Genomic DNA, 18,659 nt, shown 5'->3' on the forward strand with positions numbered 1-18,659 from the left:
TTCGTTACGGGTGTGGGCGATCCTGCACAACTGGAACTGAAAGTTCCTGCGCAAGTCTTGGTCACTATAGGAGACTTGACGGTCTGTTTGGGAAGATCTTGTGGGCTTTTTTGTGCGGATTGCGGCGATTGGCCCGGCCGCATCCCAAGAGTTCACCTGACCCGACGGCATGCTGAGGGCATGGCCGAACAGCATCGACCGCTCACCGGACGGCCGGCGTCCCCGCCCCCGGCCCCACCGGCCTTCGTCGCGGCGCTCCGCTCCGCCGTACGCGGCGCGAGCGACTTCGGGGCCGGAGCACGGGCGTTGACGACGATGGACGCCTCCAACTACCGCCGCGTGCCGCTCGGGGTGTGCGCCCCGTGCGACGCGGACGACGTCGCGGCGGCGCTGGCGGTCTGCCGGGAGCACGGGGTGCCGGTCGTCCCGCGCGGCGGCGGCACGTCCATCGCCGGGCAGGCCACCGGCACCGGACTCGTCCTCGACCTCACCCGCCACCTGCGCACGATCCTCCGCCTGGACCCCGCCGCCCGCACCGCCGTCGTCCAGCCCGGCGTGGTCCTGGACGACCTGCGCGCCGCCGCGGCGCCCCACGGACTGACCTTCGGCCCCGACCCCTCCACCCACAGCCGCTGCACCCTCGGCGGCATGATCGGCAACAACTCCTGCGGTGCGCACTCGGTGGCCTGGGGCACGACCGCCGACAACGTGACGAAGCTGACGGTGGCCCGGTACGGAGGAGAGGTGCTGCGCCTGGAACAGGGGGGCGGAGGCGGCCCCGAAGGCGTACGCGAACTGATCGCCTCCCACCTCGCCCTCCTGCGCACCGGTTACCCCGACCTCCCGCGCCGCATCTCCGGGTACGCGCTCGACGCCCTGCTCCCCGAACACCCCGGCGGCCCCGACCCGGTCCGGGCGTTCTGCGGCAGCGAGGGCACGCTCGGCGTCGTCACCGAGGCCACCGTGCGGCTGGTCGAGGCTCCGCGCGCCCGCGCCCTGGCCGTGCTCGGCTACGCCGACGAGTCCGCCGCCGCCGATGCCGCGCCCGGCCTCCTCCCGTACGGCCCGCTCACCGTCGAGGGCATGGCCGCCGACCTCGTCACCGGGGCGGCCGGGCTGCCGCGCGGGGCCGCCTGGCTGTTCGTCGAGACCGGCGGCGCCACCCCGGCCGAGGCGGAGGCGGCCGCCGGACGCGTCCTGCGGGCCGCCGACGCGGTGGACGGGCTCGTCGTCACCGACCCGGCGGGCCGACGGGCCCTGTGGCGCATCCGCGAGGACGCCGCCGGGACCGCGACCCGGATGCCCGACGGCAGCGAGGCATGGCCGGGCTGGGAGGACTGTGCGGTCCCGCCCGCCCGGCTCGGCGCGTACCTCCGCGCCTTCCGGGTCCTCCTCGCCGACCACGGCCTGCGCGGCACCCCCTACGGCCACTTCGGCGACGGCTGCGTCCACGTCCGCATCGACTTCGACCTGATCACCGAGGCCGGGGTGGCGCGCTTCCGCCGGTTCTCCGAGGAGGCGGCCGGTCTCGTCGTCGCGCACGGCGGCTCCCTCAGCGGCGAGCACGGCGACGGGCAGGCGCGCGCGGAGCTGCTGCCCCGGATGTACGGGGACGGACTCGTCGCCCTCTTCGGCCGGTACAAGGACCTGTGGGACCCGGACGGCGGCATGAACCCGCGGATGCTGGTCCGCCCGGCCCGACTCGACGACGACCTCCGCTTCGCCGTCCTGCCGAAGCGCCCGGTGGACGTGGAGTTCGGCTACCCGCAGGACGGCGGCGACTTCACGGGCGCGGTCCGCCGCTGCGTCGGCGTCGCCAAGTGCCGGACGACGGAGGCGAGCGGCGCGGACGTCATGTGCCCGTCCTTCCGCGCGACGGGCGAGGAGGCCCACTCCACGCGCGGCCGGGCCCGCCTCCTGCACGAGATGCTGGCGGGCGAAGTCATCACGGACGGCTGGCGCAGCACGGAGGTCCGGGACGCGCTCGACCTCTGCCTCTCCTGCAAGGGCTGCCGGGGCGACTGCCCGGTGGGCGTCGACATGGCCACGTACAAGGCGGAGTTCCTCCACCACCACTACCGGGGCCGCCTGCGCCCCGCCGCCCACTACGCGATGGGCCGCCTGCCGCGGTGGCTGCGCCTGGCGCGCCCCTTCGCCCGGCCGCTCAACGCCCTCGCCCGGCTGCGCCCGCTCGCCGCGCTCGTGAAGCGGCTGGCGGGCATCGCGCCGGAGCGCACCATCCCGGTGCTGGCGACCGAGACGTACAGCCGGTGGCTGCGCGCACGGCAGGGCGGGGTGACGCACGTCCTCCCCGCGAACCGGGTGGTGCACCTCTGGGCCGACACCTTCACCGAGCACCTGTCGCCGCAGGTGGGCCGGGCGGCGGTCCGGGTGCTGGAGGAGGCGACGGGACGTACGGTGCCGCCGCCCGTCCCCGGCCTGTGCTGCGGCCTCACGTACGTGTCGACCGGGCAGCTCGACGCGGCCCGCCGGGTGATGCGCGACACCCTGGACCGGCTCGGCCTCTTCCCCGGCGAACCGCTCGTGGTCCTGGAACCGAGCTGCGCCGCCACCCTCCGCACCGATCTGCCCGAACTCCTCCCCGACGACCCGCGCGCGGCCGGACTCGCCTCCTCGGTACGGACGTTCGCCCAGTATTTGGAGGAGTACGCCCCCGACTGGACGCCGCCCCGCCTGGACCGCCCGGTCGCCGGGCAGACGCACTGCCACCAGCACGCGGTCCTCGGCGACGCGGCGGAACGGCGGTTGCGCGAACGGCTGGGCCTGACCGGCGAGCTCAGCGGCGGCTGCTGCGGCCTCGCCGGGAACTTCGGCTTCGAGAGGGGCCACTGGGAGGTCTCCGTCGCCTGCGCGGAGGAGCGGCTCCTCCCCGCCGTACGGGAGGCGGAACACGGGACGGAACTCCTCGCGGACGGCTTCTCCTGCCGTACGCAGCTCGACCAGCTGGCGGGGCGGCGGGCCCGGCACCTGGCGGAGGTCATCGCGGAGGCGCTGGGAGCGGGGAACGACGGGTCCGGCGGGGCGGGCCCGGACTGAGCGGGGCGGGCTCCGACCGAGCGGGGCGGGCGGTCCGCGCCGGGCGGCGGGTGTGATGTTCGGCTCGTCGGCGACCGCGCGGACGGTGCGCGGACGCCGGAGGCCCACGGGGCGGCGGGAGGCGCGTCCTCGCTCCGTGCCGGGCGAGCGTCACGGGAGCGTGAACGCTGTTTCACGGAACGCGCGGGCGTCCTTACGGTGGAGGAGGCCCACGGACCGGACAGTGCGGCTTCTCGTACCGTCCGGTCCATTACAGTGGACCGGGCCGGTGTGTCGGAGCCCCGGTCCCCGCCACCGGGACCGACCGGCTTCCGCTCCACCCCGTTCTCCCCCGCTCCCTTTGGAAGGCCCCCGTGAACGACCAGCGCAGCGCCGCCGCCGATCCGGCCGCCGCCGAATCGGCCGCCGCAGCCGTCGCCGTACCCGAAGCGGTGACGGCTCTCGAAGGCCTCGCGGCGGACACGGCCGTCCCCGGCGGGGCGGGCGGCGCGGACGCGCCCGCCGGGGGGGCGTGGGCCGCGCGGCGGACGGCGCTGGCGCCGATCGCGCTGGTCGTCGCCGGCGGCCTCTCCGTCCAGTTCGGCTCGGCCGTCGCGGCGCTGCTGATGCCGACGGCGGGCGCGCTGGGCGTCGTCACCCTGCGCCTGGCGGCCGCCGCACTGATCCTGCTGGTGATCTGCCGCCCGACGGTGCGCGGCCACTCGCGTGCCGACTGGGGCACGGTGCTCGCCTTCGGCGTTGCGATGGGCGGCATGAACACCCTCTTCTACCTGGCGCTGGACCGCATCCCGCTCGGGATCGCCGTCACCCTGGAGGTGCTCGGCCCGCTCGTCCTCTCGGTGGTCGCCTCCCGCCGCCTGGTCAACGTCGTCTGGGCGGGGCTCGCGCTCGTCGGCGTCGTCCTGCTGGGCGGCGGGGGGTTCGACCGCCTCGACCCGGTCGGCGCCGCGTACGCGCTGGGGGCCGGGGCGATGTGGGCGGCGTACATCGTGTTCAGCGCCCGCACCGGCCGCCGCTTCCCGCAGGCGGACGGGCTGGCGCTGGCGATGGTGGTCGCGGCGGTCCTCTCGCTGCCGCTCGGCGTCATCCAGTCCGGGGCGAAGCTCGCGGTCCCGTCCACCGTGGCGCTCGGCGCGGCGGTGGCGGTCCTCAGCTCGGTCCTCCCGTACACCCTGGAGCTGATGGCCCTGCGTCGGCTGCCCGCGCCCACGTTCGCCGTGATGATGAGCCTGGAGCCGGCCATCGCCGCGGCCGCGGGCTTCCTGATCCTGGACCAGGCCCTCTCCACGACGGACGCCCTCGCCATCGCCCTCGTCATCGGGGCCAGCATCGGCGCGGTACGCAGCCGGTCGGGCCGCACGCGACGCGAGGCGTGAGGGGGCCCGGCCGGGTGCGGCGGCTTGCGAAAGCCGCCGCAGGCTCGGCGAGGTGGACGTACCCGGGGGGCACACGTCACCTGGAGCTGCCGCACCTCGGCATCCCGCGCACGGTGCCGGATCCGGGGGAGGCCGCGGGGGCGTCGGCGTAGGGCGGGCAGGGCCTGCGGCAGCCGGCGGAAAGAGCGCGGGCCACGCGGGAATTCGCCGCCTCCACCACCTGCCTGGCCGCCGGGAATCCCCGATCGCGGTGGATCAGGTGGTCCAGTTCGGTGACGAACGGCGGGGAGATCGCCAGCCGCTCGGCGTCCAGGATCTTCGCCGCAGCCGCGTGCTCGGACCGTGCGGCGCCGAACGCGGGGCAGGGTGGTGACGGAGAGGCCCGGAGCCCGGGTCCCCGGCACTCGCGGCACCCCTCGCCGCCGTGCGGCGCAGGGTCCTCACCACTCGCACGGCGGCCCCAACTCTGTGATCGAGTCCGCCAGTTCGGCGGGTCGCTCCGGCCACCCCGTCCGGTGCCGGTGTGCGATGCGCCAGGACAGCCGCCGGGGCCACAGCGGGGTGGCCGGCAACTCCTCCACGGGCACCCGGACCGGGACGCCGCCGTAGGTGTCCAGCGTCTCCGGCGGGCCGACCTCGCCCGTGGCGGCCACGAGGAAGTAGTGCTCGTGCCGGCCGTCCTTCCAGACCCGCGCGATCTCGGGCCCCACGGTTCCGGCGAGCCCGGTCTCCTCGTCCGGCTCGCGCAGCACCGCCCTCTCCGGCATCTCGCCCTTCTCGGCCCCGCCGCCCGGAATCTCGTGGTGCGACGCGCCGTCCTCCTCGGTGAAGCGGATCAGCAGGACGGCCCCGCCCCGGATGACGACCGCCCCGGCCCGCACCCGTACCGGCGGTACCGCCGAAGGGTCGACCAGGGCCACCGGGCCCCGCGGGGCCGCCCCCGCCGACCAGGCGCGCAGGACCGCCTCCGCCGTTCCGGCCGGGCGGATGCGGGCGTGCAGGGCCTCCGCCAGAGACAGGGCGACCCGTGGTGCGGCGCCGGGGCGGTCGCCGGCGTCGGGACGGCCGTCGGGGAAGGCGTGGTACGCGCCTTCGGCATCGTGGCGGAGCTCCAGGACCAGCTTGTCCGCGTCGAAGAGGACGGCCGCCGAGGCCGGCGGGCGGGTTTCGGCAGTCATCGACGGAGGCCAACGCGGACCGCCACCCCACCGCCGCCGGAATGCCCTCGTCCGTACGGCGGCGGAGCCTACAGTCGCCGGACCGAGTCCCGCACCGCACCGGTCCGCCAGGAGGCCCGTCATGGAACCGACCGCACCGACCGCACCGACCGGCAGCCATCCGCAGCCCGGTGAACGCCGCGACCTGCTGGCCATGGTCGCCGACCAGCGCACCAACTTCCTCTACGCCGTCGCCGGACTCACCGACGAACAGGCCCGTACCCGGTCGACGGTCAGCGAGCTGACGCTCGGCGGCCTCGTCAAGCACCTCGCGTCGGTGCAGCGGACCTGGCTCTCCGTGGTCGACGGGACCGCCGCCCCCGAGGTGGGCTGGGCCGACCTCGACCCCGACGGCAACCGGATGACCGACGGCGAGACGCTCGCCGCCCACCTCGACGCCTTCCACGCGGCGGCGGAGGCGTTCGACCGCGCGGTCCGCGAGGAACCCGACCTCGACCGTGAGGTCACGCTGCCCCGATACCCCTGGTCACCGCCGCAGCCCGGCGTCTGGACCGTACGGCACGTGCTGCTGCACGTGTTCCGCGAGATCGCCCACCACAGCGGACACGCGGACATCGTGCGCGAGGCGCTCGACGGCGCCAGCACCACCGAACAGATGGCGAAGGCGGCCATGGACGGCGGCTGACGGGCGGGTGGCTGACGGGTGAGCGGGTGAGGGGCACCCGTCAGCGCACCCCTGAGCGAAAATCATGCAAGCACGCTTGATTGTTTCCTGGCGCGCTGCCATGCTCCTGGACACCACACCCGGTCCCGAGGGGAGCGCACGTGTCCGCTGTCGTAGCCGTGATCGACGATCTGCGCGAGGAGAGCGACGAACTCGACGCCCTGGTCGGGGCGTTGGACGGGCCGGCCTGGCTCGGCCCGACGCCGGCCGAGCGGTGGACCGTCGCCCACCAGATCGCCCACCTCAGCTGGACCGACGAGGTCGCGCTGCTGGCGGCCACCGAGCCGGACCGGTTCGCCGACGAGGTGACCAAGGCCCTCGCCGCCCCCGAGGCGTTCGTCGACGAGGCCGCCGACGCCCTGGTCGCCGCCCATGCCCCGGACGCTCTGCTCGCCCGCTGGCGGGAAGGGCGGCACCGGCTGGAGAAGGTCCTGCGGGACGCCCCGGACGGCACCCGGATTCCCTGGTACGGGCCGCCGATGAGCGTCGCCTCCATGGCCACCGCACGGCTCATGGAGACCTGGGCGCACGGCCAGGACGTCGCTGACGCCCTCGGTGCGACCCGGACCCCCACCGTCCGGCTGCGGCACGTGGCGCGGATCGGCGTACGGGCCCGGAACTACGCCTACGCGGTCCGCGGGATCACCGCGCCCGAGGAGGAGTTCCGCGTCGAACTCCACGTACCCGGAGGGGAGATGATTGCGTACGGGCCGCCGGACGCCGCGCAGCGGATCACCGGCCCGCTCCTCGACTTCTGCCTTCTGGTCACCCAGCGCGCCCACCGCTCCGACCTCGCGGTCACCGCCGAGGGGCGCGACGCCGACCAGTGGCTCGGCATCGCCCAGGCGTTCGCCGGGCCGCCCGGACCCGGCCGGCTGCCCCGTGCGGAGCGGGGTGACCACGCGTGAGCGCCCCCGTGCGCCGTCCCGGAGCCGCGCCCCTCCGCATCGGCAACGCCTCCGGCTTCTACGGGGACCGCTTCGACGCCCTGCGCGAGATGCTCACCGGCGGCCCCCTCGACGTCCTCACCGGCGACTACCTCGCCGAGCTGACCATGCTCATCCTCGGCCGCAGCCGCCTCAAGGACCCGCAGAAGGGGTACGCCTCCACCTTCCTGCGCCAGTTGGAGGAAGGGCTCGGCCTGGCCCATGAGCGCGGGGTGAGGATCGTCGCCAACGCGGGCGGCCTCAATCCGGCCGGACTCGCGGACGCCGTCAGGGAGTTGGCGGCCAAAGTCGGCGTGCCGGTCCGCGTCGCCCATGTCGAGGGCGACAGCCTGCCCGTCCCGGACGGGTTCCTCACCGCCAACGCCTACCTCGGCGGCTCCGGGATCGCCGCCTGCCTGCGGGCCGGGGCCGATGTCGTCGTCACCGGGCGGGTCACCGACGCGGCCCTGGTCACCGGGCCCGCCGCCGCCCACTTCGGCTGGGGGCCGGGCGACCTGGACGCGCTCGCGGGGGCCGTCGTCGCCGGGCACGTCCTGGAGTGCGGCACCCAGGCGACCGGCGGGAACTACGCGTTCTTCGGCGAGCACGACCCCGGTCTCCTGCGCCGCCCCGGCTTCCCGCTCGCCGAGATTCACGCCGACGGGTCGTCCGTCATCACCAAGCACGACGGCACCGGCGGGTACGTCGACATCGGCACGGTCACCGCCCAACTCCTGTACGAGACCGGAGGAGCGCGGTACGCGGGCCCCGACGTCACCGCCCGCCTCGACACCGTGCGACTCAGCCAGGACGGCCCCGACCGGGTCCGGATCGACGGCGTACGCGGCGAGGCCCCGCCGCCCACCCTCAAGGCCGGGCTCACCCGGCTCGGCGGCTGGCGCAACGAGGTCGTCTTCGTCCTCACCGGACTCGACATCGAGGCCAAGGCCCGGCTCGTACAGGACCAGTTCGGCGCGGCCCTGGAGCGCGGCGGGGCCCGTCCGCCCGCCCAGGTGCGCTGGGAGCTGGCCCGTACCGACCACCCCGACGCGGACAGCGAGGAGCGGGCCAGCGCACTGCTCCGGCTCGTCGTCCGCGACCAGGACGCCGGGGCGGTGGGCCGCGCGGTCTCCGGAGCCGCCGTGGAACTGGCCCTCGGCAGCTACCCCGGCTTCCACGTCACCGCCCCGCCCGGAAAGGGCGCGCCCTACGGCGTGTTCGAGGCGATCCACGTGCCGGCGGGGGACGTCCGGCACACCGCCGTGCTCCCGGACGGTACCCGCACGGTCATCGAGCCGCCGTTCCGCACACGGGAGTTGGAGCCGCTCGGCGAACCGCCGCTGCCCGAGCCGTACCCCGCGACCGCCACGGGAAGCGCGCCCCTCGGCGTGATCGCGGGGGCCCGCAGCGGCGACAAGGGCGGCGACGCCAACGTGGGCGTGTGGGTGCGCGGTGACGACGCCTGGCGGTGGCTCGCGCACGAACTGACCGTAGCCCGCTTCAAGGAACTGCTGCCGGAAACAGCCGCATGTGAGGTTGTCCGCACCGTCCTGCCGAACCTGCGGGCCCTGAACTTCACCGTCCACGGTCTTCTGGGCGAGGGCGTCGCCGCCCAGGCCCGGTTCGACCCGCAGGCCAAGGCGCTGGGGGAGTGGCTGCGGTCCCGTCGCGTGCCCGTTCCCGTAGCGCTGCTGGCAGACGTTACCGTCCCGGAGGTGACCGCATGACCGTCCTGCCCACCGCGCTCGACACCGACAGCGCCGCATACGCGGACAACCGTGCCACCATGCTCGCCAACCTCGACGCGCTGGAGGCCGAACACGCCAAGGCGCTCGCGGGCGGTGGTGAGAAGTACGTGACCCGGCACCGCACACGCGGCAAGCTCCCGGCCCGTGAGCGGATCGAGCTGCTCGTCGATCCGGACACCCCGTTCCTGGAACTGTCGCCGCTGGCCGCCTGGGGCAGCGACTACGCGGTCGGCGCGTCGCTCGTCACCGGGATCGGGGTGGTCGAGGGCGTCGAGTGCCTGATCACCGCCAACGACCCGACCGTACGCGGCGGGGCCTCGAACCCGTGGACGCTGAAGAAGGCCCTGCGTGCCAACGAGATCGCCTTCGCCAACCGGCTGCCCTGCATCAGCCTGGTGGAGTCCGGTGGTGCCGATCTCCCCTCCCAGAAGGAGATCTTCATTCCGGGCGGGGCGCTGTTCCGCGACATCACGCGGCTCTCCGCCGCCGGAATCCCCACCGTGGCCGTGGTGTTCGGCAACTCCACCGCCGGAGGCGCGTACGTCCCCGGCATGTCCGACCACGCCGTGATGATCAAGGAGCGGTCCAAGGTCTTCCTCGGCGGGCCGCCGCTGGTGAAGATGGCGACCGGCGAGGAGAGCGACGACGAGTCCCTGGGCGGGGCGGAGATGCACGCCCGCACCTCCGGGCTCGCCGACCACTTCGCCGTGGACGAGCACGACGCGATCCGGCAGGCCCGCCGGATCGTCGCTCGCCTCAACTGGCGCAAGGCACACACCGATCCCGGACCCGCCGAACCTCCGAAGTACGACGAGGACGAGCTCCTCGGGATCGTTCCGGGCGACCTGAAGGCCCCGTTCGATCCGCGCGAGGTCATCGCCCGGCTGGTCGACGGCTCCGACTTCGACGCCTTCAAGCCGCTGTACGGGACCAGCCTGGTGACGGGATGGGCGCGGCTGCACGGCTACCCGGTCGGCATCCTCGCCAACGCGCAGGGCGTGCTGTTCAGCGAGGAGTCGCAGAAGGCAGCCCAGTTCATCCAGCTCGCCAACCAGCGCGACATTCCCCTCCTCTTCCTCCACAACACCACCGGCTACATGGTCGGCAAGGAGTACGAGCAGGGCGGCATCATCAAGCACGGCGCGATGATGATCAACGCGGTCGCCAACTCGAAGGTCCCGCACCTCTCGGTCCTCATGGGCGCCTCGTACGGGGCCGGGCACTACGGCATGTGCGGCCGCGCCTACGACCCGCGCTTCCTCTTCGCCTGGCCCAGCAGCAAGTCCGCCGTCATGGGCCCGCAGCAGCTCGCCGGCGTCCTCTCCATCGTCGCCCGCGCCTCGGCCGCCGCGAAGGGGCAGCCGTACGACGACGAGGCGGACGCCGGGCTGCGCGCCATGGTGGAGCAGCAGATCGAGGCGGAGTCGCTGCCCATGTTCCTGTCGGGGCGGCTGTACGACGACGGGGTCATCGACCCCCGCGACACCCGGACCGTCCTCGGGATGTGCCTGTCCGCGATCCACACCGCACCGGTCGAGGGCGCCCGCGGCGGCTTCGGCGTCTTCCGGATGTGACCGCCATGAGGACCCTTCCGGACGTGACCCGCACATGAGGAGAGACGTGATCCACTCCCTGCTCGTCGCCAACCGGGGCGAGATCGCCTGCCGCATCTTCCGCACCTGCCGCGACCTGGGCATCACCACGGTCGCCGTGTACTCCGACGCGGACGCGGACGCCCTGCACGTACGGGAGGCGGACCTCGCCGTCCGGCTGCCGGGCGCGGCCCCCGCCGACACCTATCTGCGCGGCGACCTCGTCGTCGCCGCCGCTCGGGCCGCCGGGGCGGACGCCGTGCACCCCGGCTACGGCTTCCTCTCCGAGAACGCCGCCTTCGCCGCCGCCGTGCAGGACGCGGGGCTCGTGTGGGTGGGCCCGCCGGTGAAGGCCATCGAGCTGATGGCGTCCAAGACCCGCGCCAAGGAGCTGATGGCCGGGGCCGGGGTCCCGCTGCTGGCCCCCGTGGACCCGGCGACGGCCGGGGAGGACGATCTGCCGCTGCTGCTCAAGGCGGCGGCGGGGGGCGGCGGTCGCGGCATGCGTATCGTCCGCGACATCGGCTCACTGCCCGGTGAGCTGCTCGCCGCTGCCGCCGAGGCCGCGTCGGCGTTCGGTGACGGCGAGGTGTTCGCCGAACCGTACGTGGAGCGCGGCCGGCACGTCGAGGTCCAGGTGATGGCGGACGCGCACGACACCGTGTGGGCCCTCGGCACCCGTGACTGCTCCCTCCAGCGCCGCCACCAGAAGGTGATCGAGGAAGCCCCCGCACCCGGACTCGACGACGAGCTGCGCGAGCGGCTGCACCAGGCGGCGGTCGCTGCGGCGCGGGCGGTCGGCTACCGGGGCGCGGGGACCGTCGAGTTCCTGGTCTCCGCCGAGGGCCGCCCGTACTTCCTGGAGATGAACACCCGCCTCCAGGTCGAACACCCGGTGACGGAAGCCGTGTTCGGGCTCGACCTGGTCGCCCTGCAACTGCGCGTGGCGGAGGGCGAACCGCTGCCGGCACCGGAGCCGCCGCAGCCGTCCGGCCACGCGGTGGAGGCCCGGCTCTACGCCGAGGACCCCGCACGCGACTGGCAGCCGCAGACCGGCACGCTCCTCGCGCTGGAGCTGCCGGACGCGACGGGCCTGCGCCTGGACACCGGGTACACCGGCGGTGACACCATCGGCGTGCACTACGACCCGATGCTCGCCAAGGTGATCGCCCACGCCCCGACCCGGCCCGAGGCCGTGCGGCTGCTGGCCCGCGCGCTGGAGCGGGCCCGCGTCCACGGCCCCGTCACCAACCGCGACCTGCTCGTCCGCTCGCTGCGCCACCCGGACTTCGCGGCGGCGCGGCTGGACACCGGCTTCTACGACCGGCACCTGGCCGACCTGACCGCCCCCGACCCCGGCCGCGACCCCGCCCGAGCCGCCCTCGCCGTCGCCCTGGCGGAAGCCGTACGCCCGGCAGCCCCGGCCGGAGGCCGCACCCCCGCCGCCGCCCCCGCCGGACATCGCGCCGATGCCGGCGGCCCGCCCCCGACCCGCTTCGGGGCCTGGCGCAACGTGCCCTCGGGGCCGCAGCTCAAGCGCTACCGCAGCGAGCCCGACGGGACCGAGTACGAGATCGCCTACCGCACCCCGCGCACCGGAACCCCGCAACCGCACGAGGTCCCCGGCATCCGGGTCCTGGCCGCCGCCCCCGACCGCGTCACCCTCGAAGTCGACGGCGTCACCCGGCACTTCCGGGTCACCGCCGACGGGGACACCGGCCGGGTCCACGTGGACGCTCCCGACGGCTCGTACACGTTCACCGCCCTGCCCCGCTTCACCGACCCCGCCACACACACCGAACCCGGCTCCCTGCTCGCCCCGATGCCCGGCACCGTCGTCCGCGTCGCGGAGGGCCTCGCCGCCGGGGCGGCCGTCGAGGCCGGGCAGCCGCTGATCTGGCTGGAGGCGATGAAGATGGAGCACCGCATCCTCGCGCCCGCCTCCGGCACGCTCACCGCCCTGCACGCCGTACCCGGCCACCAGGTCGAGGTCGGCGCGCTCCTCGCCGTGGTCCAGGAGGACCCGGCCCCCGCTTCCGTACCGGAGGAGACCGCATGAGCACCGCACGCACCGTCCTCGAAACCGAAGAGCACCAGGCCCTGCGCGCCGCCGTCGCCGCCCTCGGCAAGCGGTACGGGCGCGACTACATGACCACCGTCGTCCGCGAGGGCCGCCACACCGACGAGCTGTGGGCCGAAGCCGCCAAGCTCGGCTACCTCGGGGTCAACCTCCCCGAGGAGTACGGCGGTGGAGGCGGGGGCATGGCCGAACTCTCGATCGTGCTGGAGGAGTTGGGTGCCGCCGGCTCGCCGCTGCTCATGATGGTCGTCTCCCCGGCGATCTGCGGCACGGTCATCGCCCGCTTCGGCACCGAGGAGCAGAAGCGGGCATGGCTGCCGGGCCTCGCGGACGGCAGCCTCACCATGGCCTTCGGCATCACGGAACCGGACGCCGGCTCCAACTCCCACCGCATCACCACCACCGCCCGCCGCGACGGTGACGACTGGCTGCTCACCGGCCGCAAGGTCTTCGTCTCCGGTGTCGACATAGCCGACGCCACCCTGATCGTCGGCCGCACCGAGGACGCCCGCTCCGGGAAGCTGAAGCCCTGCCTGTTCATCGTCCCGCGCGACGCCGAGGGCTTCGGACGCAACCAGATCGACATGGAACTCCAGGCCCCGGAGAAGCAGTTCGAGCTGGTCCTCGACGACGTACGGCTGCCGGCCGACGCCCTGGTCGGCGACGAGGACGCCGGACTCCTGCAGCTCTTCGCCGGGCTGAACCCCGAGCGGATCATGACGGCCGCGTTCGGCATCGGCATGGGCCGCTTCGCGCTCGCCAAGGCCGTCGAGTACGCCCGTACCCGCCAGGTGTGGAAGGCCCCCATCGGCTCCCACCAGGCCATCGCGCACCCGCTCGCCACCGCGCACATCGAGCTGGAACTGTCACGCCTGATGATGCAGAAGGCGGCCCGGCTGTACGACGAGGGCGACGACATCGGCGCCGGCGAGGCGGCCAACATGGCCAAGTACGCCGCCGGTGAGGCATGCGTGAAGGCGGTCGACCAGGCGGTCCACACCCTCGGCGGCAACGGCCTGACCAGGGAGTACGGCCTCGCGTCCCTGATCACCGCGTCCCGCGTGGCCCGGATCGCCCCGGTCAGCCGCGAGATGATCCTGAACTACGTCTCGCACCAGTCGCTCGGCCTGCCGAAGTCGTACTGAGTCCCCGCTCTCCGCGAACCGCTCGCGTCCGACCCCTCCCCATCCCTCCCCACAGGGGCGATTCCGACCCTCCACACTCCACACCCGCACGGTGCCCCGCGCCGCCATCCGGGCGGCGCGGGCCACCGCGACGACAGGGGACCGCCATGGTGTTCCGCAGCGAGTACACAGACGTACCGGCCCTCGACACACCCATCCACGAAGCGGCCCTCGGCGGGGCCGCGGGGTTCGGTGACACCGTCGCACTGATCGACGGCACGAACGGCATGTCCCTCACCTACGCCCAACTCGACGGCTTCCACCGGCGGATCGCCGCCGCACTCGCGGAGGCCGGGCTCCGGAAGGGTGACGTCCTCGCCCTGCACAGCCCCAACACCATCGCCTATCCCGCCGTGTTCTACGGGGCCACCCGCGCCGGGGCCTCCGTCACCACGGTCCACCCGCTGGCCACCCCCGAGGAGTTCGCCAAGCAGCTCACGGACAGCGGGGCGCGGTGGATCGTGACCGTCTCCCCGCTCCTGGCGACCGCGCGACGCGCGGCCGAACTCGCGGGCGGCGTACGGGAGATCTACGTGTGCGACCAGGCGGAGGGGCACACCTCCGTCCTGGACATGCTGTCCTCCACGGCCCCCGAGCCGGAGATCGCCATCGACCCCGGCGAGGACGTCGCCGCCCTCCCGTACAGCTCGGGAACGACGGGCGCGCCCAAGGGCGTGATGCTGACGCACCGGTCGATCGCGACCAACCTGGAACAGCTGCGGCCGTTCATCCCGATGGGCGAGGGCGACCGCATCCTGGCGGTGCTGCCCTTCTTCCACATCTACGGCCTCACCGCGCTCATGAACGCCCCGCTGCGCTGCGGCGCGACGGTCGTCGTGCTGCCCCGGTTCGACCTGGCGCAGTTCCTGGAGGCCATCCAGACGCACCGGATCTCCGGTCTGTACGTGGCCCCGCCGATCGTGCTGGCGCTGGCGAAACACCCGCTGGTGGGGGAGTACGACCTCTCCTCGCTCCGGTACATCGTCTCCGCCGCCGCCCCGCTCGACGCCGAATTGGCCGCCGCCTGTTCGGCCCGGCTCGGCCTGCCGCCGGTACGGCAGGCGTACGGGATGACGGAGCTGTCGCCGGGCACGCACGTGGTGCCGCTCTCCGTCGAGCACCCGCCGCCGGGCACGGTCGGCAAGCTGCTGCCGAACACCGAGATGCGGATCGTGTCGCTGGAGGACCCGGCGCAGGACGCGGAGCCCGGAGCGGACGGCGAGATCCTGATCCGGGGCCCGCAGGTGATGAAGGGCTACCTGAACCGCCCCGACGCCACCGCCGGCATGATCGACGCGGACGGCTGGGTGCACACGGGCGACGTCGGGCGGGTGGACGAGGACGGCTGGCTGTACGTCGTCGACCGGGTCAAGGAACTGATCAAGTACAAGGGCTACCAGGTCGCCCCCGCCGAACTGGAGGCCCTGCTGCTGACCCACGACCAGGTCGCGGACGCGGCGGTGATCGGGGTCCACGACGAGGAGGGCAACGAGGTCCCGAAGGCGTTCCTGGTCCGGGGTCCGGCGGCGGACGGACTGACCGAGGACGACGTCATGGCCTACGTCGCCGAGCGGGTCTCCCCGTACAAGAAGCTGCGGCGGGCCGAGTTCATCGAGGCGGTGCCCCGCGCCGCCTCCGGCAAGATCCTCCGGCGCGAGCTGCGCGACCGGGAGAAGACGGAGGAACAGTGACGCTGATCGTACGCACGGGGGAGCGGGGCATCGCCACCCTGACGCTGGACTCCCCGGCCAACCGCAACGCGCTCTCGGCGGCCCTGGTCGGCGCGTTGCGGGAGGCGCTGGCGGCCTGCGCGGCGGACGACACCGTACGGGCGGTGGTGCTCACCCACACCGGGACGACGTTCTGCGCCGGGGCGGACCTGACGGCGCCGCCGGACCCGGCGGCGTTCGTCGGCCTGATGCGGGACATCGTGGCACTGCCGAAACCGGTGGTGGCGCGGGTGGACGGCCACGTCCGCGCGGGCGGGCTCGGCCTGCTGGCGGCGTGCGACATCGCGGTGGCGGGCGGGGCGTCGTCCTTCGCGCTCACCGAGTCCCGGCTCGGCCTGGCCCCGGCGGTCATCTCCCTCACCCTGCTGCCGCGCCTGGACCGTACGGCGGCACACCGCTACTACCTCACCGGCGAACGGTTCGACGCGGCGGAGGCGGCCAGGATCTCCCTGGTCACGGAGGCCGCCGAGGACGTCGACCAGGCGCTCGCACCGGTCCTGGACGGCCTGCGGCGGGCCTCCCCGCAGGGGCTGGCCGCGTCGAAGGAGCTGGTCACGGCTACGGTGCTGAGAAGCTTCGACCAGTACGCCGAAGACCTCATCGCCCGCTCCGCCGCGTTGTTCGCCTCCGACGAGGCGAGGGAGGGGATGACGGCCTTCCTCGAACGACGGGACCCGGCATGGGTGCGGTGACCTCCTCCACCTCCTCCACCTCCTCCTCCGCATCCAAGGCGGTGCACGCGCCCAAGCAGGACCGCAGCCGGGCCACCCGGCAGCGGCTCCTGGAGGCCGCGGTGGCCTGCCTGGCCGAGCACGGCTGGGCGGGCTCCACGGTCTCCGTCGTCGCGGAGCGGGCCGGCGTCTCGCGCGGGGCGGCCCAGCACCACTTCCCGACGCGGGAGGACCTGTTCACGGGTGCGGTGGAGTACGTCGCGGAGGAACGCTCCGCCGCCCTGCGCGCCCTCCCGGTCCAGGGCCGCGCCGAGGTGGTCGCCGCCCTGGTCGACCTCTACACGGGCCCCCTGTTCCGGGCCGCGCTCCAGCTCTGGGTGGCCGCCTCCAACGAGCCCCAGCTCCGCCCGCGCGTCACGGAGCTGGAGGCGCGGGTGGGCCGCGAGACCCACCGGATCGCGGTCGAGCTCCTCGGCGCGGACGAGTCCCGCCCCGGCACCCGGGAAACGGTCCAGGGCCTCCTGGACATGGCCCGCGGTCTCGGCCTCGCCAACCTCCTCACCGACGACACGGCCCGCCGGGCACGGGTGGTGGCGCAGTGGGCGGCACTGGTGGAGGAGGGGCTGGGGTGAGGGTCTCAGCGGTACCGGATCACATGCAGCGCGTGGACACCGGTCGGGTCGAAGGACACAGGCTCGTCGGACGAGCCGTCGAGAAGCAGCACGCCTGTATCCGTGGTGAGACCGTTGACCAGCCATCCCACGGCCTCGCGGCCCCGGCCGTCCGTACGGCGCACCCAGATCAGGGCGCGTGAGCCGGCCGGGAAGGAGGACAGCTCGTCCACCCCCGACGACCAGAGCCGGTGGTCCGACAGGGACAGGACGGGTCCGAGCCGGGCGAAGGTCGGCTCGAACCCGTCGGCACGGCCGGGCGGGGGCGGCGCGGGGAACGTCCCGGTGCCGGGACGCCCTCCGGCGTCCCAGTGGGCCGGCCAGTTCCAGGGGGCGGCGTTCGGCAGCCCGAACGGCTCGCCCGCGTCCTTGGGGACGACCAGCGTCGCGCATGGCGTCCTGGAGGCGCCCGCTCTCCCGATGGCGTCGCGTACCGACGGAGAAGACCCAGCCCCGCCCGGTTTCGTCACCGACGGTCGGACCCACCAGTTCCGCCTCGCCCCCGTACGTGTTCTCCAGCCACAGCCGCGCCTTGGTGACCGCCGCCTCGAAGTCGTGGGCCTCCTGCTCCCACGGACGGCGCGAAACCCTCTGCGCCTCCGGCAGGGCCCGGACGAGGACCAACTCGCGTACGCCGTCGGTGTCCAGCCGGGCGAGGGAAGAGGTCAGGCCGTCGAGGAAGACGACCTGTCCTTGATGGTTGTGCGCGTAGACCAGATGGCCCGGCGCTTCCAGGTCGCCGATCTCACGACGTACCCACACCAGGCCGCGGCTGTCGGACCCGTGCTCCGCGACCGCCTTCACGATCTCGTCCCAACTGTTCGCCCGCACCCGCTCGAACTCCGGGAAGTACCGCCGGGTCAGCCGGCTCCACCAGCCGGGTGCCTCGTCCGAGGGCCGCCAGGCGAGCGCGGTGGACGGGCTCTTGCCGATCGCGGAGTGCAGGGCCACGACCGCGCCACGGGTGTTGATCCTGCGCCCCTGGTTCTGAACCCGGGCAACCGCCGCCTCGTACGACTCGGCGGGCTCCAGATCCGCCAGGGGCGCGCTCGGAGCTGGGTGGAAGGGGGAGCTGCCGTCCTTGGGGACGACGACCGAGGACGCCAGCATCGGGGTGGGCGGGAAGCCGGGCTGCGGCACGGTCCGGCAGGCCATGAGCCACGCCCACGACGACTCGGCCACCGGGTGAGGGGCCGCGAGTTCCGCGAGCCCGCGATAGGTGTGGGCGAGCCAGGCCGCTGCCTGCTGGTCGGAAAATGCCAGGATGAAGCGGATGCCGTTCGCGTCGGCCGTCAGCAGACCTCGTTCCCCGTCGGGCGAACGACCTTCGCCCAAGGGCACCAGGACCGGCGAAGCGCGAAATCTCTCGAGCAACGCGGCGAATTTCAGACGGTGTTCGGCAGCTCGGGCGGCGTCGCCCCGGGCCGTTTCGGCCGAAGCCGTGCCCCGTTGCCGCGAGGGGGCCGGCCGCACGGACACCGAGCTGTCGCAGAAGAGTCCGCCGACCTCTCCGAAGCGCCGGACTTCCCCTGCGTAGGCGCCATTTCGGCGTACTCCGCAAGGCGCGACCTCGGTACGCCGGTGCCTGGTTGTGCGCCGGCCCGGCTCTCGTCGTCAGACATGCGGCACATCATCACATCTGCAATCTGAGCAACACGCCGTGCCTCTGTGAATCCTCTCGTGAGACCTTGCGCACGTTGCGGAGAGTGGGTGCGGGGCGCG

Annotated in this window: 13 protein-coding genes and 1 pseudogene; 11 read left to right on the top strand and 3 right to left on the bottom strand. The window is 73.9% G+C overall.

The window, feature by feature from the left end; genetic code table 11:
- Positions 1-180 precede the first annotated feature (180 nt).
- Complete coding sequence (locus QFZ71_RS17300) at positions 181-3,057, top strand: FAD-binding and (Fe-S)-binding domain-containing protein (RefSeq protein ID WP_307669113.1); 2,877 nt, start codon at positions 181-183, stop codon at positions 3,055-3,057.
- 353 nt (positions 3,058-3,410) lie between these two features.
- A complete protein-coding gene (locus QFZ71_RS17305; protein WP_307669114.1) occupies positions 3,411-4,433 on the top strand; it encodes a DMT family transporter in 1,023 nt (340 codons plus the stop codon).
- A gap of 440 nt (positions 4,434-4,873) precedes the next feature.
- Here the strand turns inward: QFZ71_RS17305 and QFZ71_RS17310 are convergent, their stop codons facing one another.
- Positions 4,874-5,611, bottom strand: a complete 738-nt coding sequence (locus tag QFZ71_RS17310) for an NUDIX domain-containing protein (protein ID WP_307669115.1) — start codon at positions 5,609-5,611, stop codon at positions 4,874-4,876.
- A gap of 121 nt (positions 5,612-5,732) precedes the next feature.
- Here QFZ71_RS17310 and QFZ71_RS17315 point away from each other — a divergent pair, with 121 nt between their 5' ends.
- From QFZ71_RS17315 to QFZ71_RS17355, 9 genes are all read left to right on the top strand, one after another.
- Positions 5,733-6,296 (top strand): DinB family protein, encoded by a 564-nt coding sequence (locus tag QFZ71_RS17315; RefSeq protein ID WP_307669116.1) that lies wholly within the window; start codon positions 5,733-5,735, stop codon positions 6,294-6,296.
- Between the two features lie 140 nt (positions 6,297-6,436).
- Positions 6,437-7,243, top strand: coding sequence for a TIGR03084 family metal-binding protein (locus tag QFZ71_RS17320; protein ID WP_307669117.1), 807 nt, complete (start codon positions 6,437-6,439; stop codon positions 7,241-7,243).
- Entirely contained in the window at positions 7,240-8,988 is a 1,749-nt protein-coding gene (locus QFZ71_RS17325; RefSeq protein ID WP_307669118.1) for an acyclic terpene utilization AtuA family protein, read from the top strand. Before QFZ71_RS17320 ends, QFZ71_RS17325 begins: the two co-directional genes overlap by 4 nt.
- Positions 8,985-10,583 (top strand): acyl-CoA carboxylase subunit beta, encoded by a 1,599-nt coding sequence (locus tag QFZ71_RS17330; protein ID WP_307669119.1) that lies wholly within the window; start codon positions 8,985-8,987, stop codon positions 10,581-10,583. Before QFZ71_RS17325 ends, QFZ71_RS17330 begins: the two co-directional genes overlap by 4 nt.
- 34 nt (positions 10,584-10,617) lie before the next feature.
- The gene (locus QFZ71_RS17335) at positions 10,618-12,660 is read left to right on the top strand and encodes a biotin carboxylase N-terminal domain-containing protein (protein WP_307669120.1); all 2,043 of its coding nucleotides are present in this window, start codon (positions 10,618-10,620) and stop codon (positions 12,658-12,660) included.
- Entirely contained in the window at positions 12,657-13,826 is a 1,170-nt protein-coding gene (locus QFZ71_RS17340) for an acyl-CoA dehydrogenase family protein (RefSeq protein ID WP_307669121.1), read from the top strand. Before QFZ71_RS17335 ends, QFZ71_RS17340 begins: the two co-directional genes overlap by 4 nt.
- 146 nt (positions 13,827-13,972) lie before the next feature.
- A complete protein-coding gene (locus tag QFZ71_RS17345; RefSeq protein ID WP_307669122.1) occupies positions 13,973-15,556 on the top strand; it encodes a 4-coumarate--CoA ligase family protein in 1,584 nt (527 codons plus the stop codon).
- Positions 15,553-16,287 (top strand): enoyl-CoA hydratase family protein, encoded by a 735-nt coding sequence (locus tag QFZ71_RS17350; RefSeq protein WP_307669123.1) that lies wholly within the window; start codon positions 15,553-15,555, stop codon positions 16,285-16,287. Before QFZ71_RS17345 ends, QFZ71_RS17350 begins: the two co-directional genes overlap by 4 nt.
- Positions 16,275-16,898, top strand: a complete 624-nt coding sequence (locus QFZ71_RS17355; protein ID WP_307669124.1) for a TetR/AcrR family transcriptional regulator — start codon at positions 16,275-16,277, stop codon at positions 16,896-16,898. Before QFZ71_RS17350 ends, QFZ71_RS17355 begins: the two co-directional genes overlap by 13 nt.
- A gap of 5 nt (positions 16,899-16,903) precedes the next feature.
- On the opposite strand, the gene QFZ71_RS17360 is transcribed toward QFZ71_RS17355, so the two are convergent.
- Both QFZ71_RS17360 and QFZ71_RS30470 read right to left on the bottom strand, forming a co-directional pair.
- Positions 16,904-17,407, bottom strand: coding sequence for a hypothetical protein (locus QFZ71_RS17360; RefSeq protein ID WP_307669125.1), 504 nt, complete (start codon positions 17,405-17,407; stop codon positions 16,904-16,906).
- Positions 17,382-18,047 (bottom strand): annotated as a pseudogene (locus QFZ71_RS30470) (toxin glutamine deamidase domain-containing protein); the annotation flags it as partial. The pseudogene QFZ71_RS30470 and the gene QFZ71_RS17360, both read right to left, overlap by 26 nt.
- Positions 18,048-18,659 lie beyond the last annotated feature (612 nt).

Origin of the sequence: Streptomyces sp. V2I9 (assembly GCF_030817475.1) — a bacterium.
In the GTDB taxonomy this organism is placed as follows: Bacteria; Actinomycetota; Actinomycetes; order Streptomycetales; family Streptomycetaceae; genus Streptomyces.

Excerpts from the sequence above, each read along its gene's own strand:
- QFZ71_RS17300 (WP_307669113.1), top strand. The coding sequence starts at position 181 with ATGGCCGAACAGCATCGACCGCTCACCGGACGGCCGGCGTCCCCGCCC.
- QFZ71_RS17310 (WP_307669115.1), bottom strand. The coding sequence starts at position 5,611 with ATGACTGCCGAAACCCGCCCGCCGGCCTCGGCGGCCGTCCTCTTCGAC.
- QFZ71_RS17315 (WP_307669116.1), top strand. The coding sequence starts at position 5,733 with ATGGAACCGACCGCACCGACCGCACCGACCGGCAGCCATCCGCAGCCC.
- QFZ71_RS17330 (WP_307669119.1), top strand. The coding sequence starts at position 8,985 with ATGACCGTCCTGCCCACCGCGCTCGACACCGACAGCGCCGCATACGCG.
- QFZ71_RS17335 (WP_307669120.1), top strand. The coding sequence starts at position 10,618 with ATGAGGAGAGACGTGATCCACTCCCTGCTCGTCGCCAACCGGGGCGAG.
- QFZ71_RS17340 (WP_307669121.1), top strand. The coding sequence starts at position 12,657 with ATGAGCACCGCACGCACCGTCCTCGAAACCGAAGAGCACCAGGCCCTG.
- QFZ71_RS17345 (WP_307669122.1), top strand. The coding sequence starts at position 13,973 with ATGGTGTTCCGCAGCGAGTACACAGACGTACCGGCCCTCGACACACCC.
- QFZ71_RS17355 (WP_307669124.1), top strand. The coding sequence starts at position 16,275 with ATGGGTGCGGTGACCTCCTCCACCTCCTCCACCTCCTCCTCCGCATCC.